This is a genomic window from Sphaerotilus natans, from assembly GCF_900156335.1.
GTDB lineage: Bacteria > Pseudomonadota > Gammaproteobacteria > Burkholderiales > Burkholderiaceae_C > Sphaerotilus > Sphaerotilus natans.
The window spans coordinates 76,500-101,147 of the sequence record NZ_FTMZ01000007.1 but is presented as its reverse complement, the minus strand read 5'-3'; the positions used below and the strand labels follow the sequence as shown (position 1 = coordinate 101,147).

The window sequence follows — 24,648 nt, the reverse complement described above, 5'->3', positions numbered from 1 at the left end:
TTCATTTCTCCAGGGAGGCTTTCTTGATCAGGACAGGTTCGGCCGGCACGTCGCGGTGCATGCCTGCCGAGCCGGTGCGCACGGCGCGGATCTTGTCGACCACGTCCATGCCTTCGACGACGCGGCCGAAGACCGCATAGCCGTTGCCATCCGGCGAGTTCGGCTGGTCCAGGAAGGGATTGTCCTTCACGTTGATGAAGAACTGGGACGTCGCGGAATCCGGCACGGATGTGCGGGCCATCGCCAGGGTGCCGCGGGTGTTGCTCAGGCCGTTGCGGCTCTCCAGCGGAATCGGCGCGCGGGTGGGCTTCTCCTTCATCGAGGGCTCCATGCCGCCGCCCTGGATCATGAAGTTGCCGATCACGCGGTGAAAGATGGTGCCGTCGTAGTGGCCGGCCTTCACGTACTCGACGAAGTTGGCGACGGTCCTGGGCGCCTTGGCGGCGTCCAGGTCGACGACGATGTCGCCCATCGACGTGGCCAGGCGCACCTTCTCGGCCTGGGCCGCGCCGGACAGCGCCAGGCCCAGGGCCAGCGCGGTCGCGATGCGGGCGAACGGGAATGCGGTCATCGGCTTCACTCCTTCAGTCCTTCGAAACGGTTTCGGAAAAGATCTTCCATTGTCCGTGCTCGCGCGCCCAGTACTGGCGGCGCAGCGGCCCCGGCGCATGTCCGCGCAGCACTTCGCGGAAGCTCGCCAGCAGCACCTCCTCGCGGTCCTGCCAGACGAACAGGCTCAAGTCTGCCAGCTGGCGATCGCGCCCGCCGCTGGCGGCCAATTCCCCGGCCAGCCGGGGGGCAGGGTCGCGTTCGTCGGGGCCCGCGTCGAAGCCGGCCGCGTACAGCGCCAGCAGCGCGGGCAGGTCGCCGCGCGCGCGGGCCAGCCGCCAGACCTCGACCAGATTGCGGGTGCGCAGTCGCGCCTGGGCCAGGCTGCGTGGCGTCACCCATTCGAGCCGCTCGGCCACCAGCACCGGGGTGCGCCGCGGCACCAGCTCGAACATCAGCCGCTGCAGGTCCTCGTCGGCCAGCACCAGGTGGCAGGAGGGCGGCGGCATCACGCCCGGCGGTCGCGGCGAGGGGCCGTGCAGCCAGAAGGGCTGGGCCGGGCGGCCGAGCCTTCGGTCATGCTCGTTCGGCGGGTCGAGCACCAGTGCGCCGGCGCCATGCTCCTCGCCGATCTGGCGCGGCGACAGGCGTGACTCGATCCGGTACAGACCCAGCGGCGTGCCAGGCCGCAGCGGTTCGCGCTCGTCGGCACGCGGGCCGACGAGCACCGGACACGTCGTCGCCACCCGCAGCTGTCCGGCACGCTGCTCGAGCACGAACAGCCGCGAGGTCGCGCATTCGATCGCCACCATCTGGCGCACCGAATCGGCCAGATGCACCACCTGCCGCGGCAGATGCTCGGGCGGCGGCGGGGTCTGCCAGGACTGCAGCCGCAGCGCGCTGGCCTGGCGCCAGCGCGCCAGCCGCTGCGCGTCCAGCCCGGCCGGCATGGGCTGCAGTCCGCCGGTCAGCACCAGCTGCAGGTCGGCGCAGGCCAGCCGGGCCAGCGGATAGCGCGGCGTCTGGCGCAGCAGGGCCTCGACCCGGCGCAGCGCCTCCTCGAGCTGGCCGTCGCCGATCAGCCGGTAGACCGCCAGCAGCTGCTCCTCGGCGCCCGGCAGGCGATGGGCCGGTGCACCGGCCAGCCGCGCTGCTGGCCGTGTTGCTGGCCGTGTTGCAGGTGGGGTTGCCGGAGGATCTGTCGCAGGAGTTGCTGGCGGCGCGGGCACGGTGGTCGCGAAGGCCGGTGCTGCGTCGACCAGGCTGACGAAGCTCTCTCGCGGTGTCAGCGTGAGGCTGGAGGCCTGTGTTTCCTGCGCTTCTTGCGTTCCCGGACGAGGCGGATGTGCAGGCGAGGGGGCTGCGGCCGGGCGCCGTCGCCGCATCCACAGCATGGCGCCGGCCGCGCCGCCCAGCAGCGTCAGCGTCAGCAGCGCCGCTCGCGCCGGCGGCTCGGGCGTGCCGGGCTCCGCCCAGGCCAGCGCGTCGGCCGGGGCCCGGGCCTGCAGCCGGTTCAGATTGTCATGGGCCAGCGCATGGGGCTGGCTGGTGCGCAGCGCCTGCTCGAAGGCGGCGCGGGCCTCGTCGACGCGGCCGTGGCGTGCCAGCAGCACACCGAGATTGACCAGCGGCTCGGGTCGCCCGGGCTGCTCGCGCACGAGCTGCTCGAACAGCCGCATCGCCTCGCCGTCCTGGCGGCGCTGTGCCAGCTCCAGCGCCTGCATGAAGCGCTGCTGCTCCGGCGTCGACATCTGCGCGGCGGCTGCAGCCGGTGCGCTCGCCATGCCGGCCGCCAGCGCCAGCACGAGCAGGCCGGTGGCCGGCCGGCGAGGGGCATCGGAGACGGTCGGTGGAATTCCGCAGCGTGGCACGGCTTCCTCGGCAGGCTGGATCATGCGCGGATTGTGCATAGTCCGGCGCGATCGCTCCCCGTCGGCGGGGGTGCCGGTCCCCGCTGAATGCCCGGCCGGCGGGGCTATACTGGCCGCCCGGTCGACATCCCGAGGTCCATTCGCGACCCTCCTGCCGACCGCCTTCCGCCACCGAATTTCTGCCGATCGATGACTCTCCGCATCCACAACAGCCTCACTCGCACGCTCGAAGACTTCCAGTCCATCGAACCCGGCCAGGTGCGGATGTACGTGTGCGGCATGACGATCTACGACCTGTGCCACATCGGCCACGCGCGGATGATGATGTCCTTCGACGTGGTGCAGCGCTGGCTGCGCGCCAGCGGCTACGCGGTCACGTACGTGCGCAACATCACCGACATCGACGACAAGATCATCCGCCGCGCGGTCGAGCGCGGCATCACCATCCGCCAGCTCACCGACGAGATGACCGCGGCGATGCACGCCGACATCGGCGCGCTGGGCATCGAGCCGCCGACCCACGAGCCGCGCGCCACCGAGTACGTGCCGCAGATGCTGTCGATGATCGGTCGGCTGCAGGAGAAGGGCCTGGCCTACCAGGCCGGCAACGGCGACGTGAACTACGCGGTGCGCCGCTTCCCCGGCTACGGCCGGCTCTCGGGCAAGTCGCTCGACGACCTGCGCGCCGGCGAGCGCGTCGCGGTGGCCGACGGCAAGGACGATCCGCTCGACTTCGTGCTGTGGAAATCGGCCAAGCCCGAGGAGCCCGAGGACGCCAAGTACCCGTCCGCCTACGGTCCTGGCCGCCCAGGCTGGCACATCGAGTGCTCGGCGATGAGCTGCGCGCTGCTGGGCGAGACCTTCGACATCCACGGCGGCGGCCTGGACCTGCAGTTCCCGCACCACGAGAACGAGATCGCCCAGAGCGAGGGCGCCACCGGCCAGCCCTTCGTGCGGACCTGGATGCACAACGGCTTCCTGAACGTCGACAACGAGAAGATGTCCAAGTCGCTGGGCAACTTCTTCACGATCCGCGACGTGCTGAAGTCCTACGACGGCGAGACGCTGCGCTTCTTCATGCTGCGCGTGCACTACCGCAGCCCGTTCAACTTCAGCGACGCGGGCCTGGACGACGCCCGCAGCGCGCTGCGCCGGCTCTACACCGCGCTGGACGCGGTCGAGGCCGCGCCTGTCGAGATCGACTGGGCGCATCCGGCCGCCGCGCGCTTCAAGGTGGCGATGGACGACGACTTCAACACGCCGATCGCGGTGGCGGTGCTGTTCGAGCTGGCCGGCGAGGTCAACCGCACCCGCTCGGCCGAGGTGGCCGGGCTGCTGAAGGCGCTGGCCGGCGTGCTGGGCCTGCTGCAGCAGGCGCCGCGTGCCTGGCTGCAGGGCGCCACCGGCTCGGAGGCCGGCGGTCTGGCCGAGGCCGAGATCCTCGTGCGCATCGAGGCGCGGGCTGCGGCCAAGAAGGCGCGCGACTTCGCCGAGGCCGACCGCATTCGCCAGGAGCTGCAGGCTGCCGGCATCGTCCTGAAGGACGGCCCGCAGGGCACCACCTGGGTGCGCGCCTGAGCCCCGCTGCCGAGCGTCTGACGCCTGACACGATGAGCGACGCTGCTGCAGCGATGGACGCCGGCGCGCCGGTCGCGCTGGTCACGCCGGACTACTGGGACGAGGCGTGCCGCTACCTGGCGCGCCGCGACCGGGTGATGAACAAGCTGATCCCGCGCTTTGGCACCGCGCGGCTGCGCAGCCGCGGCGACGCCTTCACCACGCTGGCGCGCTCGATCGTCGGTCAGCAGGTCTCGGTCAAGGCGGCGCAGTCGGTCTGGGAGAAGGTCGTCGGCCTGGGGCTGGGCCAGCGTCATCACATCGATCCGGTCGCGCTGTCGAGCCTGTCGGTCGAGTCGATGCGCGCCGCCGGCCTGTCGGTGCGCAAGGTCGAGTACCTGCGCGATCTGGCGCGCCACTTCGTCGAGGGCAGCGTGCACGAGACCGACTGGGGCTCGATGGGCGACGAGGCGATCATCGAGGAGCTGGTGGCGATTCGCGGCATCGGCCGCTGGACCGCCGAGATGTTCCTGATCTTCTACCTGATGCGTCCGAACGTGCTGCCGCTGGACGACGCCGGGCTGATCCGCGGCATCAGCCTGAACTATTTCAGCGGCGAGCCGGTCTCACGCGCCGAGGCACGCGAGGTCGGCGACGCCTGGGCGCCCTACCGGTCGGTCGCGACCTGGTATCTGTGGCGCAGTCTCGACCCGCAGCCGGCGGGCGGCTAAACTAAAGTACAGTCCGTGATCAATTCCCGACCCCAGTCCGTCCGACGGACGCGGGTCCCCGGGAGCCAACCAGGATCGATGCCCATGAGCAAGAAACACTTCCTCGACTTCGAACAGCCGATCGCCGAGCTCGAGACCAAGATCGAGGAACTGCGCTACGTGCAGAACGAGTCGGCGGTGGACATCTCGGAAGAGATCGAACGCCTGTCGAAGAAGAGCCAGCAGCTTGCCAAGGACATCTACTCGAGCCTGTCGCCCTGGCAGGTCACGCAGATCGCCCGCCACCCGCAGCGCCCCTACACGCTGGACTATGTCGGCGAGATCTTCACCGACTTCCAGGAACTGCACGGCGACCGCGCCTTCGCCGACGACCTGTCGATCGTGGGCGGCCTGGCCCGCTTCAACGGCCGCGCCTGCATGGTCATCGGCCACCAGAAGGGCCGCGACACCAAGGAGCGCGCCGCGCGCAACTTCGGCATGGCCCGCCCCGAGGGCTACCGCAAGGCGCTGCGCCTGATGAAGCTGGCCGAGAAGTTCGGCCTGCCGGTCTTCACCTTCGTCGACACGCCCGGCGCCTATCCGGGCATCGGTGCCGAGGAGCGCGGCCAGTCCGAGGCGATCGGCCGCAACATCTTCGAGATGGCGCAGCTCGAGGTGCCGATCATCACCACGATCATCGGCGAGGGCGGCTCCGGCGGCGCGCTGGCGATCTCGGTGGCCGACCAGGTGCTGATGCTGCAGTTCTCCGTCTATTCGGTGATCTCGCCGGAAGGCTGCGCCTCGATCCTGTGGAAGACCGCCGAGCGCGCCAGCGACGCCGCCGAGGCCCTGGGCATCACCGCGCACCGCCTGAAGGCGCTGGGGCTGGTCGACAAGATCGTCAGCGAGCCGGTCGGTGGCGCGCACCGCGACACCCGCCAGATGTGCGCCAACCTCAAGCGCGCGCTCAACGATGCGCTGCGCCAGGTCGGCGACCTGAAGGCCAAGGAGCTGCTCGACCAGCGCTACGAGCGCCTGCGCGCCTACGGCCGCTTCACCGACACCAAGGCCTGATCCGCCCCTGCGGTCCGCCTTCCTCGATCCCCTCGAGCCCGGTCCGGTCGCGGTCGCCTGCAGTGGCGGGCGCGACTCGATGGCGCTGCTGCACGCCACCTGGCGGGCCGCGCGCGATCTGGCCGGGCAGGGCGCGCCGGTCCTGCCGGTGCATGCGCTGCATGTGCACCACGGCCTGAGCCGCTTCGCCGATGACTGGCGCGACCACTGCGCACGCCAGTGCGAGCGCTGGCGCGCCGAGGGCGCCGACCTGCATTTCCACGTCCGTCATCTCGGGCTGCAGCCGCAGGCCGGCGAGAGCCTGGAGGCGCTGGCGCGCGAGGGCCGCTACCGTGCGTTGGCCGACATGGCGCGCGGTGCCGGCTGCCGCGTCGTGCTGCTGGCCCATCACCGCGACGACCAGGCCGAGACCTTCCTGCTGCAGGCGCTGCGCGGTGCCGGCGCGGCCGGTCTGGCGGCGATGCCGCGCGCGATCGAGCGCGAGGGCCTGCGCTGGCTGCGGCCCTGGCTGGCGCGGCCACGCGCCGAGATCGAGGCCTATGTCGCCGCGCACCGCATCGCGCATGTCGAGGACGACAGCAATGCCGATCCGCGCCATGCCCGCAACCGGCTGCGGCTGCAGGTGATGCCGGCCTTGCGCGAGGCCTTCCCTCAGGCGCCTTTGGCGCTGGCCGATGCGGCCGCGCGCATGCAGGACGCGGCCGAGTGCCTGGGCGCGCTGGCCGATCTGGATCTTGCGGCGGTGCGCGATCTGGACGGCCGGACGCTGCAGGCCGGGCCGCTGGCGGCCCTGTCGCCTGCACGCCGGCGCAATCTGCTGCGCCACTGGCTGGCGGGGCAGGGACTGGCGGTGCGTGCATCGCTGCTCGAGCGTCTGGCCGAGGAACTGCCTCAGGCGGGCTCGGGTGCGGTCTGGCCGCTGAATGTCGACTGCATGCTGCGTTTGCACCGCGGCCGGCTGGTGCCCGACGCGCCGGGGGCGCCGAGCGCGAATGTCCGGTCGGACGCGCCGCCGGACGAGATCGCGCTGGCGCCGTGGCTGCCGCCCGAGCTGTCTGCCGGACAGGTGCTGACGCTGGCGCTGCCGGGCTGGTCTGGCACCCTGCATCTCGAGCCGGTGAGGCAGGGCGGTCTGACATTGGAGGTGCTGTCGGCGCTGGTGGCGCGGCCGCGCCAGGGTGGGGAGCAGTTCCAGAGCCATGTGGCTGGTGTCCCTCGTGCGCTGAAGAAGCAGTTCCAGGCCGCAGGCGTGCCGGCCTGGCAGCGCGATGCGCCGCTGCTGTGGCGCGGCGGGCGGCTGGTCTGCGTGCCTGCGCTCGGGGTCGATGCCCGAGAGCAGGCGCCGCCGGGCGCGCTTCAGTGGCGTCCGCGCTGGGCTGGATGACGCTTCGATGTCACGCTTTCGGGAAATCCCCGTCGGAAAGTCGTTAAAATCGACGGTTTTCCGCTCCGGGCGGCCTGTCTTCAAGCCAGGAAACCCGGGGCGGCTGTCCTGCCACTCCACTGCGACTCGCCGTTTCCGCGCGAGCCACACACTCATGGCTTTGATCGTTCACAAGTACGGCGGCACGTCGATGGGCTCGACCGAGCGCATCCGCAACGTCGCCAAGCGCGTGGCCAAGTGGGCCCGCGCCGGCCACCAGATGGTGGTCGTTCCGTCGGCGATGAGCGGCGAGACCAATCGCCTGCTCGGCCTGGCCAAGGATGTCTCGCCTGCCGTCCAGACGCCCGCCGTCACCCGCGAGCTCGACATGATCGCCTGCACCGGCGAGCAGGTCTCGGTGGGCCTGCTGTCGCTGGCGCTGCAGGCCGAAGGCATGGAGGCTGTCAGCTACTCCGGCTGGCAGGTGCCGATCCGCACCGACTCGTCCTACACCAAGGCCCGCATCCAGAGCATCGACGACGCCCGCGTGCGCGCCGACCTGGAGGCCGGCCGCGTGGTCGTCATCACCGGCTTCCAGGGCGTCGACGAGGACATGAACATCACGACCCTGGGTCGTGGCGGTTCGGACACCTCGGCCGTCGCGGTCGCCGCGGCGATGAAGGCCGACGAGTGCCTGATCTACACCGACGTCGACGGTGTCTACACCACCGACCCGCGCGTCGTGCCGGAGGCCAAGCGCCTGAACACCGTCTCCTTCGAGGAGATGCTGGAGATGGCGTCGCTGGGCTCCAAGGTGCTGCAGATCCGGTCGGTCGAGTTCGCCGGCAAGTACCGCGTGCCGCTGCGCGTGCTCTCGAGCTTCACCCCGTGGGACATTGCCATCGAGGAAGAAGCCAAGTCGGGCACGCTGATCACTTTCGAGGAAGACGAGAAGATGGAACAAGCCGTTGTGTCGGGCATCGCGTTCAACCGCGACGAAGCCAAGCTGACCGTGATGGGCGTGCCGGACAAGCCGGGCATCGCCTATGGCATCCTGGGCAAGGTCGCCGAGGCCAACATCGATGTGGACGTGATCCTGCAGAACGTCTCGCACGACGGCAAGACCGACTTCTCGTTCACCGTCCACCGCAACGACTACCAGCGCACGCTGGACCTGCTGAAGTCGCAGGTCGTGCCGGCCATGGGCGCCGAGGCGGTCATCGGCGACACCAAGATCTGCAAGGTCTCGATCGTCGGCATCGGCATGCGCTCGCACGCCGGCGTGGCCTCGACGATGTTCCGCGCGCTCAGCGACGAAGGCATCAACATCCAGATGATCACCACCAGCGAGATCAAGACCTCGGTGGTCATCGACGAGAAGTACATGGAGCTGGCGGTGCGCGCGCTGCACAAGGCCTTCGGCCTGGATGCGGCCTGATTCGCCTGCCTGATGAAAATGCGCCTTCCGGCCTGAAAGGGGTTTACAGATCAGGCTGGAAAGCGCTATAGTCCAATTCTTCGCCGGAAACGTGACCGAGTGGCCGAAGGTGCTCCCCTGCTAAGGGAGTATGCGTCAAAAGCGCATCGAGGGTTCGAATCCCTCCGTTTCCGCCAGAAAGCAGACGCCCTGCAGTCGCAAGACTGCAGGGCGTTCCTGCTTTGGTTTTCCGGTGCGTCTCGACGGATTGCCGATCTGGGGTTCATCGCAGGCTAAGAACCGGGCCATCGACTGTCGATAGCCTCGGCACCTCACTGAACTGGCGGATCCGGCCGGCGCGGCCTGCGCTGACCGGCGCGCCGGCCTCCATGATGAATCAGAACGCCTGCCCCGAAAGAACCCACGAGATCGACCTGCTGCGCGGGGTGGCCTGTCTGGCCGTGGTCATGTTCCATTTTCTCTACCGAGGGCAGCTCGATGGCTGGGTGAGCGGCGAGGTGCCGGCCTGGCTGGCCTGGGTGTCGGCGCACGGCTATCTGGGCGTGCATCTGTTCTTCATGATCAGCGGCTACGTCATCTTCATGTCGGCGCAAGGCGCGACGCCGCGGGCCTTCGTGGCCTCACGGGTCGCGCGCCTGTATCCGGCCTATTGGGTGGCGGCCCTGCTGACTGCCGGCACGGCCTGGCTGCTGGCGTCCCCGACCTTTTCGGTGAGCTGGCAGACCCTGCTGGGCAATCTCACGATGCTCACGCACCTGATCTGGGTCGGGCAGGAGCCGCCTTATGTCGATGGCGCCTACTGGTCGCTGGCGATCGAGTTCCAGTTCTACCTGATCATGCTGGGCCTGATCGTGGCGAACCGGCTGGCCCGCATCGAGCGCTTCATGGCCGGCTGGCTGCTGCTGTCCTCGCTCGACTTTGTCCGGCCGGTCTACCTGGCGGAGCTGCTGCTGGTGCTGGAGTGGGCGCCGCTGTTCTGCGCCGGCATGCTGTTCTACCGCATCCGCGAGCGCGGCCTGGAACGGCAGACCTACATGATGCTGTGGTGGTGCCATTTCCTGGTGGTTGCGCGTGCCACCGCACCCCAGGCGCTGCGACCCGGGGAGGGCGCGCCGGGTGAGTGGAGCGTCGCGCTGCTGCTGACGGCCTTCTTCGTGATCTTCTGGCTGGTGGCCTCGCGGCGCTGGACGATGCGCGCGTCCGCGCTGACCGTCTGGGCGGGCCTGCTGACCTATCCGGTCTATCTGCTGCACCAGAACATCGGCTACATGCTGCTCGAGTGGCTGCGGCCGCTGGAGTCCTCGCTGCTGCTGCGCCTGCTGCCGGTGATGGCGCTGATCGTCGTGGCGTCGATCCTGCTGAACCGGGGCGTCGAGCGCCCGTGCGGTCGCTGGCTCCGTCGTCGGCTGGCGCCGCCGCAGCGGGTGCCGGCGCAGAGGCCCAGGCCTCAGGCTGTGGCGTCCTCGCATCGTCACCTTGAGCCTTCGCGCTGAACGAAGGCTGCATCGTCGATTGCCGACCGTGAGCGGGGTCGGCCTGGGGCAAGATCACGCCCCATGCGCTTCGATCTGGTCACGCTCAACCTGGTGCTCGCCATCGCGGAGACGCGCAGCATCACGCGCGGGGCCGAGCGCGAGCATCTGGCGCTGGCGGCCGCGAGCAAGCGGCTGAGCGATCTGGAGACGCGCCTGGGCGTGCAGCTGTTCGAGCGCCGCGCGCGTGGCGTCGAGCCGACCGCCGCCGGGCTGGCGCTGATCCGCCACATTCGCAGCCTGCATGCCTCGCTGCACGCGATGGAGGAGGAGGTCGCCGAGTTCTCGCGCGGCATCCGTGGCCATCTGCGCGTCGTCGCCAATGCCTCCGCGATCGCCGAATGCCTGCCGCCGGACCTGGCGGCCTTCTCGCGTGCGCATCCCGAGATCCGCATCAGCCTGGAGGACCAGACCAGCGCGGAGCTGCAGCGCTCGGTCGCCGAGGGTGCCGCCGATGTCGGCATCTTCGTGCCGCCGCTGCTGGAGCCGGCACGCCTGCAGACCTGGTCCTACCGCGACGGCACGCTGGTGCTGATCACCCCGGTCGGCCACGCGCTGGCGCAGCAGCCGGCGGTGCGCTTCGCCGATCTGCTCGAGCATGACTTCATCGGCCAGCACACGGGTGCGGCACTGCAGCAGATGCTGCTGGCGCAGGCCACCGAGCTGGGCCGGCCCTTGCGCGCGCGCATGCAGGTGCGCGGCTTCGACGCGATCGCGCAGCTGGTCGAGGCCGGGCTGGGCATCGCGTTGATGCCCTCGGCGGTCGCGCAGCGCCTGGCGCGGCTGTTCCGGCTCGAGATCGTCGCGCTGGACGAACCCTGGGCGCGGCGCGACTACCGGGTCGGCGTGCGCGCGCAGGAGGTGCTGCCGGCGGTCGTGCGCCGCTTCGTCGAGTTCCTCTGTCCGGCGGCCTTCGTGTCGGCGGACGAGCCGTCCTCGTCCCTGTTCCCATCACCCCATCCCTCATCCCCCACCGAGAACCCGTCATGACCGGACGTACCCTCTACGACAAGCTCTGGGACGAACACGTCGTCCACACCGAGGAAGACGGCACCGCCATCCTCTACATCGACCGCCATCTGGTGCACGAGGTGACCAGCCCGCAGGCCTTCGAGGGCCTGCGCCTGGCCGGGCGCAAGCTGTGGCGCGTGAGCTCGGTGGTCGCCACCGCCGACCACAACACCCCGACCGACGGCTGGGAGCTGGGCTACGACGGCATCAAGGACCCGATCTCGCGCCAGCAGATCGTCACGCTGGACGCCAACATCCAGGAATTCGGCTCGGCCGCCTATTTCCCCTTCATGGACAAGCGCCAGGGCATCGTGCACGTCATGGGCCCGGAGCAGGGTGCCACGCTGCCGGGCATGACGGTGGTCTGCGGCGACAGCCACACCTCGACGCACGGCGCCTTCGGCGCGCTGGCGCACGGCATCGGCACCTCCGAGGTCGAGCATGTCATGGCCACCCAGACGCTGCTGGCCAAGAAGGCGAAGAACATGCTGGTGAAGGTCGACGGTCAGGTCGCGCCCGGCATCACCGCCAAGGACATCGTGCTGGCCATCATCGGCCGCATCGGCACCGCTGGCGGCACCGGCTACACCATCGAGTTCGGCGGCTCGGCGATCCGCGCGCTGAGCGTCGAGGGCCGCATGACGGTCTGCAACATGGCGATCGAGGCGGGCGCACGCGCCGGCCTGGTCGCGGTCGACGACAAGACCATCGAGTACGTCAAGGGCCGCCCCTTCGCGCCGACCGGGCCGGAATGGGATCTGGCCGTGTCGCACTGGCGCACGCTGCATTCGGACGCCGACGCGGTGTTCGACGCGGTGGTCGAGCTCGACGCCGCGCAGATCGTGCCGCAGGTCACCTGGGGCACCAGCCCGGAGATGGTCACCGGCGTCGACGCGCGCGTGCCCGATCCCGAGAAGGAGCGCGATCCGGTCAAGCGCGACGCGATGGAGCGCGCGCTGAAGTACATGGCGCTCGAGCCCAACAAGGCGATGTCGGACATCCACGTCGACCAGGTCTTCATCGGTTCCTGCACCAACAGCCGCATCGAGGACATGCGCGAGGCCGCCGCCGTCGTGCGCCGCCTGGGCAAGCGCGTGGCCGCCAACGTCAAGCGCGCGCTGGTCGTGCCGGGCTCGGGCCTGGTCAAGGCGCAGGCCGAGGCCGAAGGGCTGGACCAGGTCTTCAAGGCCGCCGGCTTCGAGTGGCGCGAGCCGGGCTGCTCGATGTGCCTGGCGATGAACGCCGACCGCCTGGAGCCGGGCGAGCGCTGTGCCTCGACCAGCAACCGCAACTTCGAGGGCCGTCAGGGCGCCGGTGGCCGCACCCACCTGGTCAGCCCGGCGATGGCCGCCGCGGCCGCGCTGGAAGGCCGCTTCGTCGACATCCGCTCGATCGCCTGAGCCAGAAGCCTGAGGACACACGCACCATGCAAGCCTTCACCGTTCACAAGGGCCTGGTGGCCCCGATGGATCGCGACAACGTCGACACCGACGCGATCATCCCCAAGCAGTTCCTGAAGTCGATCCAGCGCAGCGGCTTCGGCCCGAACCTGTTCGACGAGTGGCGCTACCTCGACCAGCCGGGCCAGCCCGGCGTGCCCGAGTCGGCCCGCCAGCCCAACCCCGACTTCGTGCTGAACCAGCCGCGCTACGCCGGCGCCTCGGTGCTGCTGGCGCGCAAGAACTTCGGCTGCGGCTCCAGCCGCGAGCACGCGCCGTGGGCGCTGGAGCAGTACGGCTTCCGCGCCATCATCGCGCCGAGCTTCGCCGACATCTTCTTCAGCAACTGCTTCAAGAACGGCCTGCTGCCGATCCAGCTGCCCGAGGCGGTGGTCGCGCAGCTCTTCGACGAGGTCTTCGCCTTCCCCGGCTACCCGCTGACGGTCGACCTGCCGCGTCAGGTCATCGTCAAGCCCGACGGCGCCGAGATCGCCTTCGACGTGCAGCCCTTCCGGAAGTACTGCCTGGTCAACGGCTTCGACGACATCGGCCTGACGCTGCGCCAGAAGGACAAGATCCAGGCCTTCGAGGCCGAGCGTCTGGCCCGGATGCCGTGGCTGGCGCATCGCCAGGTCGGTTGAGCGCCCAGCCTGGTCCCGCATTTTCCTGTTCCCCAGATTTCGAGAATCGACATGACCCACAAGATTGCAGTCCTGCCCGGTGACGGCATCGGCACCGAGATCGTCGCCGAGGCGGTCAAGGTGCTGAACGTGCTCGAGCTGCCGCTCGAGATGGAAACCGCGCCGGTGGGCGGCGCCGCCTATGAGGTCGCCGGCCACCCGCTGCCCGAGGCGACGCTGAAGCTGGCGCAGGCCTCCGACGCCATCCTGTTCGGCGCCGTCGGCGACTGGAAGTACGACACGCTCGAGCGCCGCCTGCGCCCCGAGCAGGCCATCCTGGGCCTGCGCAAGGCGCTGGGCCTGTTCGCCAACTTCCGCCCGGCCATCTGCTACGAGCAGCTCGTCGGCGCCTCGAGCCTCAAGCCCGAGCTGATCGCGGGCCTGGACATCCTGATCATCCGCGAGCTCACCGGCGACATCTACTTCGGCCAGCCGCGCGGCCGCCGCGTGGCCACCGACGGCCACTTCCCCGGCGCCGAGGAAGCCTTCGACACGATGCGCTACAGCCGCCCGGAGATCGAGCGCATCGCGCACGTCGCCTTCCAGGCCGCACGCAAGCGCTCGAAGAAGGTCACTTCGGTGGACAAGGCCAACGTGCTGGAGACCTTCCAGTTCTGGAAGGACGTCGTCACCGAGGTGCACAAGGAGTACCCGGACGTGGCCCTGGAGCACATGTACGTCGACAACGCCGCGATGCAGCTGGTCAAGGCGCCGAAGAAGTTCGACGTGCTGTTCACCGGCAACATGTTCGGCGACATCCTGTCGGACGAGGCGGCGATGCTGACCGGCTCGATCGGCATGCTGCCCTCGGCGTCGCTCAATGCCAACGGTCAGGGCCTGTACGAGCCCAGCCATGGCAGCGCGCCCGACATCGCCGGCCAGGGCGTGGCCAATCCTCTGGCTACAATCCTGTCCGCTGCCATGATGCTTCGTTTCTCCCTCAACCAGCATGAAGCCGCCGACCGGATCGAGTCGGCGGTGCGCGCCGTCCTGGCCGCAGGCCTGCGCACGCCCGACATCTGGTCGGAGGGAACGACGCGGGTGGGCACGCGCGAGATGGGTGACGCCGTGGTCGCGGCGATCACCGGCAAAGGCATTACCAAGAGCTGATCAGCTCCGCCTCGTCTCGCCCGTTCCTCCCTCAACCCCGGCGAAGCGAGCCGGGGAGGGTCGGGACACCACTCGTCAAACGGCGCCAGGAAAGCGCCACGGAAAGGCAAGAAAATGAAACTCGTCGGATTGGTCGGATGGCGCGGCATGGTCGGCTCCGTCCTGATGGATCGCATGCAGGCCGAGGGCGACTTCGGCCTGATCGAGCCGCTGTTCTTCTCGACCTCGAACGCCGGCGGCGCCGCGCCGTCGATGGCCAGGAACGAGACGAAGCTGCAGGACGCCTACGACATCGAGGCCCTGAAGCGCTGCGAGATCATCATCACCGCGCAGGGCGGCGACTACACCACCGAGGTGTTCCCGAAGCTGCGCGCGGCCGGCTGGAACGGCCACTGGATCGACGCGGCCTCGACGCTGCGCATGAAGGATGACGCGGTCATCATCCTCGACCCGGTCAACATGCCGGTCATCAAGGACGCGCTGGCCAAGGGCGGCAAGAACTGGGTCGGCGGCAACTGCACCGTCAGCTGCATGCTGATGGGCGTGGGCGCGCTCTACAAGGCCGGTCTGGTCGAGTGGATGTCGACCCAGACCTACCAGGCGGCTTCGGGCGGCGGCGCGCAGCACATGCGCGAGCTGCTGACGCAGTACGGCACGCTGAATGCCGAAGTGCGTGCGCTGCTGGACGACCCGAAGAGCGCCATTCTCGAGATCGACCGCCAGATCATCGCCAAGCAGCGCGCGCTGACCGCGGCCGAGACCGCCAACTTCGGCGTCCCGCTGGGCGGCTCGCTGATCCCGTGGATCGACAAGGATCTGGGCAACGGTCAGTCCAAGGAAGAGTGGAAGGGCATGGCCGAGACCAACAAGATCCTGGGTCTGGGCGAGGGCTTCGGCTCGGCGCCGATTCCGGTGGACGGCTTCTGCGTGCGCATCGGCGCGATGCGCTGCCACTCGCAGGCCCTGACCTTCAAGCTCAAGAAGGACGTGCCGACCGCGGACATCGAGGCGATGATCGCCGCCGACAACGAGTGGGTGAAGGTGGTGCCGAACACCCGCGAGGCCACCATCCGTGACCTGACCCCGGTGGCCACGACCGGCACGCTGACCATTCCGGTCGGCCGCATCCGCAAGCTGGCGATGGGCCCCGAGTACGTCGGCGCCTTCACCATCGGCGACCAGCTGCTGTGGGGCGCCGCCGAGCCGCTGCGCCGCATGCTGCGCATCCTGCTCGACGCCTGATCCGTTATCCTGACCCCCGATCCGAAAAAGTGACGGAAGTCCGTTGCCCTCGGGCAACGGGCCTGCGCAGGGTCAATTGCACGTCAAGCGATCGTGCGAGAAGCTCCGAATGTCAGGCAGAGCATGAGCTTGTCTTTGTATCTGCTTGATGTTATTGTATTTTCGGATATTTGAGCGGGCAAAGCCCGTATTGACTGGTGCGAAAGACGGAGAGAATCCGGGGTTCGCAGCTTGGGAGACGCCTTGAAAACCGAGACGAAGCGCACCGGGCGTTTGGCTCTGAAACAGATTGCGGCCGCTGCCGCCATGATGGCGATCGTCGGCACGATGACGCCGGCTTCGGCGCTCAGCCTCGGACGGCTCAGCGTCCAGTCGGCATTGGGCGAGACCCTGAAGGCCGACATCGATGTCACCAGCCTGACGCCTGACGAGGCTGCCAACCTGCGGGTGAAGGTCGCGCCGCCGGATGCCTATCGCATCGCTGGCGTCGACTACAACCCGGTGCTGCCGTCGACCTCGGTCACGCTGCAGCGTCGAGCCGATGGCACGCCCTTCCTGCGCATCACCAGCGATCGTCCGGTCCAGGAACCGTTCGTCGACGTGATTCTCGAGCTGTCGTGGTCGAGCGGCCGCCTGCTGCGTGAGTACACGCTGCTGTTCGATCCGCCGTCGACCGCCAAGGCGCCGGCCCCGACCACCCCGGCGGCGACTGCCGCGGCGCCGGCCCCCGCACGCGCTTCGCGTGCCGAGCCGGCCCAGGCCGCCGCGCCTGCTGTCGCCGAAGCCGCTTCGCGGGCGGAAGCGCGTCGTGCTGCGGCGGCCTCCGCTGCAGCGGAAGCCGCCTCCAAGGCCGCTGCCCGTCGTGCCGCAGCGCCTGCGCCCACGCCCACGCCGGCCCCGGCTCCTTCGCGCGATTCCGCTCAGGCGGCCGAGGGCAGCCAGTACACCGTGCGCCCCGGCGACACCCTGTCGGGCATCGCGACCCGGCTGCAGGTGTCGGGCGTCTCGCTCGACCAGATGCTGGTCGGCCTGTACCAAGGCAACAGCGCGGCCTTCGCCGGCAACAACATGAACCGCCTGCGCTCCGGCGCGGTGCTGAACGTGCCGAGCCAGGAGAAGCTGGCCAGCATCGACGAGCGCCAGGCCCGTCGCACGATCCTGGCCCAGAGCGCGAATTTCAACGCCTATCGCCAGCGTCTGGCCTCGGCCGTGCCGGAGCAGACCCGCGCGCCGGAGTCCTCGCGCAAGGCCAGCGGCGATGTCAAGGGCGGTGTCGAAGTCCGCACCGGTACTGAAAATCAGCCGAAGGACGCGCTGAAGATCGTCCCCGGTGCTGCGACCAAGTCGCAGGCTGCGTCGGCAGTCGACGAGAAAGCGATCAGCGCTCGGGCCCGCCAGGAGGCCGAAACCCGCCGTGCCGAGGTGGAGCGCAATCGCATCGAGCTTGAAAAGATGCTGGCGGCGTCCGGCGTCAAGTCGGGTGGAGCCGGCAGCGTGCCGGGCGCTGTGCTGCCTGCGCCGGTCGTGAGCGCGTCTGCACCGGCCGTGAGCGCTTCTGCCCCGGCCGTCAAGGCGTCCGAGGCGATCGCCGCCGTCACCGCGCCGCCGTCACCGCGCCGCCGCAGGCCGCCTCCGAGCCGCTGATCGCGCCGCCGCCGGCCTCCGCGCCTGCCGTGGCCGCCAGCGTGCCCGAAGCGCCACCGGTCGCGGCCTCGCGTCCGCCGCTGCCGATGGATCCGGTCACCGCGGAAGAGCCCTCGCTGCTCGACTCGCTGTCCGAGAATCCGCTGCTGCTGCCGGGCGCCGGCCTGATCCTGGCGATCCTGGCCGGCCTGGGCTACTACCGCCTGCGCGGACGTGGCAAGGACGAGGCCGGCGTCACCTCCTTCCTCGAGAGCCGGATGCAGCCGGACTCCTTCTTCGGCGCCAGCGGTGGCCAGCGGGTCGACACGCGTGACGCGGCGGCCTCCGGCTCGCCGTCGTCGATGAGCTACTCGCTGAGCCAGATCGATGCGATCGGCGATGTCGATCCGGTCGCCGAGGCCGATGTCTACCTGGCCTACGGCCGCGACCTGCAGGCCGAGGAAATCCTGAAGGAGGCGATGCGCGCCAATCCGGAGCGCCTGGCCATTCGCACCAAGCTGCTCGAGGTCTACGCCAAGCGCCGCGACACCAAGGGCTACGAGATGCTCGCCGGCGAGCTCTACGGCCTGACTGGCGGTCAGGGCGAGGACTGGCTGCGTGCCCAGGAGCTCGGACGCTCGATCGATCCCGAGAATCCGCTGTACGAGCCGGGCGGTCAGCCGGGCGCCGATCTGGCTGGCAACCTGCCGCGCGAGCCACTCGGCGCCAGCACGATGCCGCAGTCGGTGGTGCCGTCGCCGTCGCGCTTCGGCACGGCGGCGGGGCTGGGCGCCGCAGGCGTGGCCGGCGCGGCCGCTGCAGCCTCGGTGCCGGATCTTGATCTGGATGCGATCGTCGACACGCCGGCGCCGTCCTTTGCCGCGCCCCGGGCGGCGGCACCGGCCGTCGACGAGGTCGATCTGGACATCTCGCTGCCGGCGCCGATGGACGATCTGCCCTCGGTGACGGGGGGCTATGTCAGCGCTGCCGACGCCAGCTTCGTCGACAGTCGCCAGCCTGACGCGGGTCCGGACTCGGGCAGCGGCATGATCGACTTCGAGCTGCACGACCTGCCCGACATCTCTGAGCCGACCCTGTCGGCCGCCGCCGCGACCAGCGCCTCGAAGGTCGACTTCGATGGCCTGTCGCTCGACTTCGACCTGAACCCGACGCAGTCGCCGGCGCCGGACTCGATCGTCGACGAGTACCCGGTGCTGCTGGACGGCACCGAGGATGACGGTGATCCGCTCGCCCGCAAGGTCGACCTCGCCAAGGAGTTCCTCGACTTCGGCGACAGGGAGTCGGCCCGCGACATGCTGCAGGATGTCATCGAGAAGACCGACAGCGCCGAGCTGAAGGCGCGCGCGCAGTCGATGCTCGACGGTCTGGCGTGATCGCTCGCTTTCTGTCCGCTGCTTCTCCCGTGCAGGGAACGACGCCTTGCGCATCGCGCTAGGCGTCACCTACCGTGGCAGCGCCTATCACGGCTGGCAGAGCCAGCCCGGCGGCGCCACGGTCCAGGATCATCTGGAATCGGCGCTGTCGCAGTTCGCGGCCGCGCCGATCCACACCGTCTGCGCCGGGCGCACCGACACCGGGGTGCACGGCCTGAATCAGGTGGTGCATTTCGACACCGATCGGGTCCGCGAATCCTTCTCCTGGCTGCGCGGCACCAACCGCTACCTGCCACCCGACATCGCGGTGCAGTGGTGTCGCGTCGTGCCCGACGACTTCCATGCCCGCAACCATGCACGCGGGCGGCGCTATGCCTACATCCTGCTCGAGTCGCCGATGCGGCCGTCGATCGATGCCGGCTCGGTGGGCTGGTCCTTCCGCCGGCTTGACGGCGAGGCGATGCGCGAGGCCGCGGCGCACCTGATCGGCGAGCACGACTTTTCGGCCTTCCGGTCCTCGGAATGCCAGGCGGCCTCGCCGGTCAAGCTGATGCGCGAGATCGGCGTGCGACGCTGCGGCGCCTACTGGCGCTTCGACTTCGAGGCGGTGGCTTTCCTGCACCACATGATCCGCAACATCATGGGCTGCATGGTCGCGGTGGGCAGCGGCAACCGGCCCAGCGGCTGGATGGCCGAGGTGCTGGCCTCGCGCGACCGCGACTGCGCCGCGCCGACCTTCTCCCCGGACGGGCTGTATTTCCTCGGTCCCCGCTACGATGCGCACCTCGGGCTGCCGATGCGCACCGCGGGCTTCGACGCACTGCCCGGCGCGGCCGACGACGGTCTGCCAGCGGCCTGAGTCCGCAGCCGGCGGCCTGTGCGGTCGGTCTGCAGCCTGTCCCGTTCCCGTTCCTGAGTCTTCCCGAATCTGCCGAGCTTTCGATGCCAGCCACTTTGTCCCGCGCCGCGCGCACGCGCATCAAGATCTGCGGTCTGACCCGCGAAGCCGATGTCGATGCCGCGGTCGAGGCGGGCGCGGACGCGATCGGCTTCGTGCTCTGGGCGGGCAGTGCGCGTCATGTGACGCTGGCGCGCGCGGCCGAACTGGCCCGGCGCCTGCCGCCTTTCGTGATGCCGGTCGGACTTTTTGTCAACGCCACGCAGCCGGAAATCGATGCGGCCTGCACCGCCATTCCGAATCTGCTGCTGCAGTTCCACGGAGATGAAACTCCCGCGCAGTGCGATGCCGCCAGCACCGGTCGGCGCCCCTACATGCGGGCGGCGCGGATGAAGCCCGGCTTCGATTTGTTAGACTTTGCACAGTCTTATCCCAATGCCCAGGCCATCCTGCTCGACGCCCATGTCGACGGGTATGGCGGAGGCGGAAAGGTCTTCGATTGGTCTCTCGTTCCGTCCGGCGTGCCCCGTCCGGTCGTTTTGTCTGGTGGGTTGAGTCCTGCCAACGTGATCGATGGCGTGCTTCGCGTGCGGCCCTGGGCCGTTGACGTGAGTTCCGGCGTGGAGGTCGGCAAGGGTCTGAAGGACCCCGAGCTGATGCGCCGGTTCTGCGAAGCCGTCCGCGAGGCCGATGCACGCCGTGCCGACGCCGACCGCGGCGAGTGATCTCCAAGGTCTTCCTGTCTTCACCGGATTCCCGACCATGTTCCAGTACGACCAGCCCGATGCCCGCGGGCATTTCGGCATCTACGGCGGCAGCTTCGTCGCCGAGACGCTGAGCCACGCCCTTGACGAGCTGCGCCAGGCCTACGACCGCTACCGCGACGACGCCGAGTTCCTGGCCGAATTCCGCCGCGAGCTGAAATACTTCGTCGGCCGCCCGAGCCCCGTCTACCACGCCGCGCGCATGAGCCGCGAGATGGGCGGCGCGCAGATCTTCCTCAAGCGCGAGGACCTCAACCACACCGGCGCGCACAAGATCAACAACGTCATCGGCCAGGCGCTGCTGGCCCGGCGCATGGGCAAGCCGCGTGTCATCGCCGAGACCGGCGCCGGCCAGCACGGCGTGGCCACCGCCACCATCTGCGCGCGCTACGGCCTGGAGTGCGTCGTCTACATGGGCGCCGAGGACGTCAAGCGCCAGAGCCCGAACGTCTACCGCATGCACCTGCTCGGCGCCAAGGTGATCCCGGTCGAGTCGGGCAGCAAGACGCTGAAGGACGCGCTGAACGAGGCGATGCGCGACTGGGTCACCAACGTCGAGAACACCTTCTACATCATCGGCACCGTGGCGGGTCCGCACCCGTACCCGGCGATGGTGCGCGACTTCCAGGCCATCATCGGCCAGGAATGCCTGACGCAGATGCCCGAGATGATCGCCGAGCTCGGCGGCGGCGCCGAGCGCCAGCCCGACGCGGTGGTCGCCTGCGTGGGCGGCGGCTCCAACGCCATGGGCATCTTCCATCCCTACATCCCGTTCGAGGGCACGCGCCTGATCGGCGTGGAGGCCGCCGGCGAGGGCATGGACACGGCCAAGCACTCGGCCTCGCTGCAGCTGGGCCGGCCGGGCGTGCTGCACGGCAACCGCACCTACATCCTGCAGGACGCCAACGGCCAGATCACCGAGACGCATTCGGTCTCGGCCGGTCTGGACTATCCCGGCGTCGGTCCGGAGCATGCCTATCTGAAGGACATCGGCCGGGCCGAGTACGTCGGCATCACCGACAAGGAGGCCCTGGAGGCCTTCCATTACCTCTGCCGCACCGAGGGCATCATCCCGGCGCTGGAGTCCAGCCACGCGGTCGCCTATGCGATGAAGCTGGCCAAGACGATGCGCCCGGACCAGCACATCCTGGTCAACCTCTCGGGCCGGGGCGACAAGGACATCGGCACGGTCGCCGATCTGTCGGGCGCGGAGTTCTACTGCCGCCCCTCGTGCCGCGGCCTGTCCGTCAAGGGAGGCGTGCTGTGAGCCGCATTCAAGCCACCTTCGCCCGCCTGGCCGCCGAAGGCCGCAAGGCCCTGATCCCCTACGTCACCGCCGGCGACCCCTACGCCGACGTGACGGTCGAGCTGATGCACGCGATGGTCGCCGCCGGCGCCGACGTCATCGAGCTGGGCGTGCCGTTTTCCGACCCGATGGCCGACGGCCCGGTGATCCAGCGCGCCAGCGAGCGCGCGCTGCTCAAGGCCATCTCCACCGCCGACGTGCTGGCGATGGTGCGTGCCTTCCGCCAGGACGACGCGGCCACGCCGGTCGTGCTGATGGGCTACGCCAATCCGGTCGAGTGCTTCGGGCCCGACCGCTTCGTCGACGAGGCGAAGGCCGCGGGCGTCGACGGCGTGCTGATCGTCGACTACCCGCCGCAGGAGTGCGAGGCCTTTGCCGCCCGCCTGCGCGCGGCCGACATGGACGCGATCTTCCTGCTGGCGCCGACCTCGACGGACGCGCGCATGCAGGAGGTCGGCCGCATCGCGACCGGCTATGTCTATTACGTGTCGCTCAAGGGCGTGACCGGTGCCGGTCACCTCGACACCGCGGCGGTGGCGGCGATGGTGCCGCGCATCCGTGCCGCGGTGAACGTGCCGGTCGGCGTCGGCTTCGGCATCCGCGATGCCGCCACGGCGGTGGCGGTCGCGCAGGTGTCCGACGCGGTCGTGATCGGCTCCCGTATCATCCAGCTGATCGAGAACGAGCCGCGCGAGCGGGTGCCGGGCGTCGCCGCCGGCTTCCTGCGCGAGATCCGCGCCGCTCTCGACACGCTGCAACTGCAAGCTTCATCCGCAGGAGAATCCGCATGAGTTGGCTCGACAAGCTGCTGCCCCCGAAGATCCAGCAGTCCCGGCCCAGCGAGCGCCGGGCCATGCCCGAAGGCCTCTGGGTCAAGTGCGACGCCTGCGAGACGGTCCTGTACAAGACCGATCTCGACGGCAATGTGAATGTCTGCCCGAAGTGCGGTCATCACCACCGCATCGGCGCGCGTGAGCGCCTGAACGCCTTCCTCGATGACGAGGGCCGCTACGAGGTCGCCCAGGAAGTGGTGCCGGTCGACGCGCTGAAGTTCAAGGACAGCAAGAAGTACCCCGATCGCATCAAGGAAGCGATGGAGGCCACCGGCGAGACCGATGCGCTTGTCGTGATGGGCGGCTCGGTGATGAGCATGCCGGTGGTGGCCGCGTGCTTCGAGTTCGACTTCATGGGCGGCTCGATGGGCTCGGTGGTCGGCGAGCGCTTCGCGCGCGGCGTCGAGACCGCGCTCGAGCAGAAGGTGCCCTTCATCTGCTTCACCGCCACGGGCGGTGCGCGCATGCAGGAAGGCCTGCTGTCGCTGATGCAGATGGCCAAGACCAACGCGGCGCTGACCCGCCTGGCCCGCGCCAAGCTGCCCTACATCAGCGTGCTGACCGACCCGACGATGGGCGGTGTGTCGGCCTCCTTCGCCTTCGTGGGCGACGTGGTCATCGCCGAGCCGAAGGCGCTGATCGGCTTTGCCGGCCCGCGCGTGATCGAGAACACCGTGCGCGAGAAGCTGCCCGAGGGCTTCCAGCGCTCCGAGTTCCTGCTGCAGAAGGGCGCGCTCGACATGATCGTCGACCGCCGCGAGCTGCGTCCGACCGTGGCCAAGCTGCTGGCGATGCTGCAGCGCCAGAGCGCCGACGCGGTGTCCTGACCGCCGCTGTCGTGGCCTGTCGTCCGGGGGCGTCCGCGAGGCGCCCTCGGCCTTTTCTGAGTCTGCCTTCGAGATGATGACCCTTTCCGACTGGCTCGCCCACTGCGAGCGGCTGCATCCGGCGACGATCGAGCTGGGCCTGGAGCGCGTGCAGCGCGTGCGCGAGCAGCTCGGCCTGCGCTTCGACGTGCCGGTGTTCACGGTGGCGGGCACCAACGGCAAGGGCTCGACCTGCGCGATGCTCGAATCCATCCTGATGCAGGCCGGCTACCGCACCGCGGTCTACGGCTCGCCGCATCTGGTGCGCTTCGAGGAGCGCATGCGCCTGAACGGCGAGGTGGTCGCGCCCGAGCTGCTGCAGCCGCATTTCGAGGCGGTCGAGGCCGCGCGCCTGGCCACCGGGCAGTCGCTGACCTATTTCGAGTTCACCACGCTGGCGATCCTGCGGGCGATGAGCGTTCAGCCGCTCGACGCGGTGATCCTGGAGGTGGGCTTGGGCGGCCGCCTCGATGCGGTCAACATCGTCGACACCGACTGCGCCATCATCACCAGCATCGATCTCGACCACATGGACTGGCTCGGGCCCGACCGCGAGGCCATCGGCCGCGAGAAGGCCGGCATCATGCGCCCGGGCCGGCCGGTGGTGGTGTCGGACCCGGTGCCGCCGCAGAGCGTGGTCGATCACGCCGAGGCGCTCGGCGCCGATCTCTGGCGCTTCGGCCGCGATTTCAATTACGCGGGCGACCGCCAGCAGTGGGGCTGGAGCGGGCGCGGGCGGCGCTGGAACGCGCTGGGCTATCCGGCGCTGCGCGGCGCCAACCAGCTGATCAATGCTGCCGGCGTGCTGGCGGCGCTGGAGGCGATGCGCTCGCGCCTGCCGGTGCCGGCGCAGGCCATCCGCAACGGGCTGGCGCTGGTCGAGCTGCCCGGGCGCTTCCAGGTCGTGCCGGGCCAGCCGACGCTGGTGCTCGACGTGGCCCACAACCCGCACGCGGCGGCGGTGCTGGCGCAGAACCTCGACCAGATGGGCTATTTCCCGCGCACCCACGCGGTGCTGGGCGCGATGGCCGACAAGGATCTGGCCGGGCTGGTCGCGCCGCTGCTGCCGCTGGTCGACACTTGGCATCTGTGCGCGCTCGACATCGGCCGGGCCGCTTCGCCCGAGCAGCTGCAGGCCGCGATCGAGACGGCGGTCGCCGCCCGGCCGGCGGATGCCGCGCCGCTGCCGCCCCATCGCATCGTGCTGCACGCCGATCCGGTCGCTGCCCTGGGGCAATCCCTGGAGTCGGCCGACCCCACTGATAGAATCGTCGTCTTCGGATCGTTCCACACCGTCGGTGGAGTGCTGCAGAAGGGACTGCCGAGACTGGGTGCGGCCCATGTCGGGCCGGCTGCGGGTGCCCCGACCAAAGCGGCCTGACGGCTGA

Annotated in this window: 21 protein-coding genes and 1 tRNA gene; 20 read left to right on the top strand and 2 right to left on the bottom strand. The window is 69.6% G+C overall.

Features of this window, described 5'->3' with window-relative positions; all coding sequences use genetic code 11:
- Position 1: 1 nt before the first annotated feature.
- Together BW996_RS08675 and BW996_RS08670 are read right to left on the bottom strand one after the other, a co-directional pair.
- A complete protein-coding gene (locus BW996_RS08675) occupies positions 2–571 on the bottom strand; it encodes a peptidylprolyl isomerase (RefSeq protein WP_037484178.1) in 570 nt (189 codons plus the stop codon).
- 13 nt (positions 572–584) lie between these two features.
- Positions 585–2,444 carry a tetratricopeptide repeat protein gene (locus BW996_RS08670; RefSeq protein ID WP_139330807.1) on the bottom strand — a complete coding sequence of 620 codons (1,860 nt, stop codon included), beginning with the start codon at positions 2,442–2,444 and terminating at the stop codon, positions 585–587.
- A gap of 165 nt (positions 2,445–2,609) precedes the next feature.
- On the opposite strand from BW996_RS08670, the gene cysS reads away from it, so the two are divergent.
- From cysS to folC, 20 genes are all read left to right on the top strand, one after another.
- A complete protein-coding gene (gene cysS / locus BW996_RS08665; RefSeq protein WP_037484174.1) occupies positions 2,610–3,998 on the top strand; it encodes a cysteine--tRNA ligase in 1,389 nt (462 codons plus the stop codon).
- 32 nt (positions 3,999–4,030) lie between these two features.
- The gene (locus tag BW996_RS08660; protein ID WP_241462028.1) at positions 4,031–4,708 is read left to right on the top strand and encodes a DNA-3-methyladenine glycosylase family protein; all 678 of its coding nucleotides are present in this window, start codon (positions 4,031–4,033) and stop codon (positions 4,706–4,708) included.
- 84 nt (positions 4,709–4,792) lie between these two features.
- Complete coding sequence (locus BW996_RS08655) at positions 4,793–5,761, top strand: acetyl-CoA carboxylase carboxyltransferase subunit alpha (RefSeq protein WP_037484171.1); 969 nt, start codon at positions 4,793–4,795, stop codon at positions 5,759–5,761.
- A gap of 7 nt (positions 5,762–5,768) precedes the next feature.
- Positions 5,769–7,145 (top strand): tRNA lysidine(34) synthetase TilS, encoded by a 1,377-nt coding sequence (gene tilS, locus BW996_RS08650; protein WP_076458845.1) that lies wholly within the window; start codon positions 5,769–5,771, stop codon positions 7,143–7,145.
- 154 nt (positions 7,146–7,299) lie between these two features.
- Positions 7,300–8,562 (top strand): aspartate kinase, encoded by a 1,263-nt coding sequence (locus BW996_RS08645; RefSeq protein WP_037486147.1) that lies wholly within the window; start codon positions 7,300–7,302, stop codon positions 8,560–8,562.
- 85 nt (positions 8,563–8,647) lie between these two features.
- Positions 8,648–8,738: transfer RNA gene (locus BW996_RS08640), tRNA-Ser, on the top strand.
- A 192-nt stretch (positions 8,739–8,930) separates the two neighbouring features.
- Entirely contained in the window at positions 8,931–10,055 is a 1,125-nt protein-coding gene (locus BW996_RS08635; RefSeq protein WP_037486149.1) for an acyltransferase family protein, read from the top strand.
- A 63-nt stretch (positions 10,056–10,118) separates the two neighbouring features.
- Positions 10,119–11,084, top strand: a complete 966-nt coding sequence (locus tag BW996_RS08630; RefSeq protein WP_076458844.1) for a LysR family transcriptional regulator — start codon at positions 10,119–10,121, stop codon at positions 11,082–11,084.
- Positions 11,081–12,505: a 3-isopropylmalate dehydratase large subunit gene (gene leuC, locus BW996_RS08625; RefSeq protein WP_037486151.1), complete on the top strand. Its 1,425-nt coding sequence runs from the start codon at positions 11,081–11,083 to the stop codon at positions 12,503–12,505. Before BW996_RS08630 ends, leuC begins: the two co-directional genes overlap by 4 nt.
- 26 nt (positions 12,506–12,531) lie before the next feature.
- Complete coding sequence (leuD, locus tag BW996_RS08620) at positions 12,532–13,185, top strand: 3-isopropylmalate dehydratase small subunit (RefSeq protein ID WP_037486152.1); 654 nt, start codon at positions 12,532–12,534, stop codon at positions 13,183–13,185.
- 51 nt (positions 13,186–13,236) lie between these two features.
- On the top strand, positions 13,237–14,334 hold the full coding sequence (gene leuB, locus BW996_RS08615) for a 3-isopropylmalate dehydrogenase (protein ID WP_037486155.1): 1,098 nt from the start codon (positions 13,237–13,239) through the stop codon (positions 14,332–14,334).
- Positions 14,335–14,448: 114 nt separating this feature from the next.
- On the top strand, positions 14,449–15,576 hold the full coding sequence (gene asd / locus BW996_RS08610; protein WP_037486157.1) for an aspartate-semialdehyde dehydrogenase: 1,128 nt from the start codon (positions 14,449–14,451) through the stop codon (positions 15,574–15,576).
- Between the two features lie 306 nt (positions 15,577–15,882).
- Positions 15,883–17,220 (top strand): type IV pilus assembly protein FimV, encoded by a 1,338-nt coding sequence (locus tag BW996_RS22115; RefSeq protein WP_083701040.1) that lies wholly within the window; start codon positions 15,883–15,885, stop codon positions 17,218–17,220.
- Between the two features lie 29 nt (positions 17,221–17,249).
- A complete protein-coding gene (locus BW996_RS22110) occupies positions 17,250–18,593 on the top strand; it encodes a FimV/HubP family polar landmark protein (protein ID WP_083701039.1) in 1,344 nt (447 codons plus the stop codon).
- 46 nt (positions 18,594–18,639) lie between these two features.
- Complete coding sequence (gene truA / locus BW996_RS08600) at positions 18,640–19,452, top strand: tRNA pseudouridine(38-40) synthase TruA (RefSeq protein ID WP_037486163.1); 813 nt, start codon at positions 18,640–18,642, stop codon at positions 19,450–19,452.
- Between the two features lie 83 nt (positions 19,453–19,535).
- Positions 19,536–20,216: a phosphoribosylanthranilate isomerase gene (locus BW996_RS08595; RefSeq protein ID WP_037486165.1), complete on the top strand. Its 681-nt coding sequence runs from the start codon at positions 19,536–19,538 to the stop codon at positions 20,214–20,216.
- A gap of 37 nt (positions 20,217–20,253) precedes the next feature.
- A complete protein-coding gene (trpB, locus tag BW996_RS08590; protein WP_037486168.1) occupies positions 20,254–21,522 on the top strand; it encodes a tryptophan synthase subunit beta in 1,269 nt (422 codons plus the stop codon).
- The gene (gene trpA / locus BW996_RS08585; RefSeq protein WP_037486170.1) at positions 21,519–22,352 is read left to right on the top strand and encodes a tryptophan synthase subunit alpha; all 834 of its coding nucleotides are present in this window, start codon (positions 21,519–21,521) and stop codon (positions 22,350–22,352) included. The genes trpB and trpA overlap by 4 nt, the downstream gene beginning before the upstream one ends.
- A complete protein-coding gene (gene accD, locus BW996_RS08580; RefSeq protein ID WP_037486172.1) occupies positions 22,349–23,221 on the top strand; it encodes an acetyl-CoA carboxylase, carboxyltransferase subunit beta in 873 nt (290 codons plus the stop codon). Before trpA ends, accD begins: the two co-directional genes overlap by 4 nt.
- Positions 23,222–23,294: 73 nt before the next feature.
- Positions 23,295–24,641 (top strand): bifunctional tetrahydrofolate synthase/dihydrofolate synthase, encoded by a 1,347-nt coding sequence (gene folC / locus BW996_RS08575; protein WP_037486174.1) that lies wholly within the window; start codon positions 23,295–23,297, stop codon positions 24,639–24,641.
- The last annotated feature ends 7 nt before the right edge of the window (positions 24,642–24,648 follow it).